Source organism: Wenyingzhuangia sp. 2_MG-2023 (assembly GCF_030548295.1).
Lineage (GTDB): Bacteria > Bacteroidota > Bacteroidia > Flavobacteriales > Flavobacteriaceae > Wenyingzhuangia.
In genome coordinates, this window is sequence record NZ_JAUOSB010000112.1 from 1 (window position 1) to 267 (window position 267).

Annotated in this window: 1 protein-coding gene; it reads left to right on the plus strand. The window is 28.5% G+C overall.

Annotated features, from left to right (window positions below):
- The coding region (locus Q4548_RS16850; protein WP_303457212.1) for an IS3 family transposase at positions 1-216 on the plus strand (216 nt) is incomplete at its 5' end.
- Between the last annotated feature and the right edge of the window lie 51 nt (positions 217-267).

Sequence of the window (267 nt, forward strand, 5' to 3'; positions counted from 1 at the left end):
GAAAATGCTCATGTAGAAGCTTATCATGGCATCTTAAAAAAAGAAGTCTTTCAACGTTTTGAGTACAGAACTTTTGGAGAAATTCAACAAATACTAAAAAGATATGTTGTTTTCTACAACAATGTAAGACATCACGGATTACTAGGTAGAATAACTCCTATCAAAAAATGGAACCAACAAAAACACTTAATTTTAACTAAAAATAAAGCAGCTTAATTAATAATCCGAAATTTAAAAGATTACTCTTGTTTTATAGGGGTCAAAACA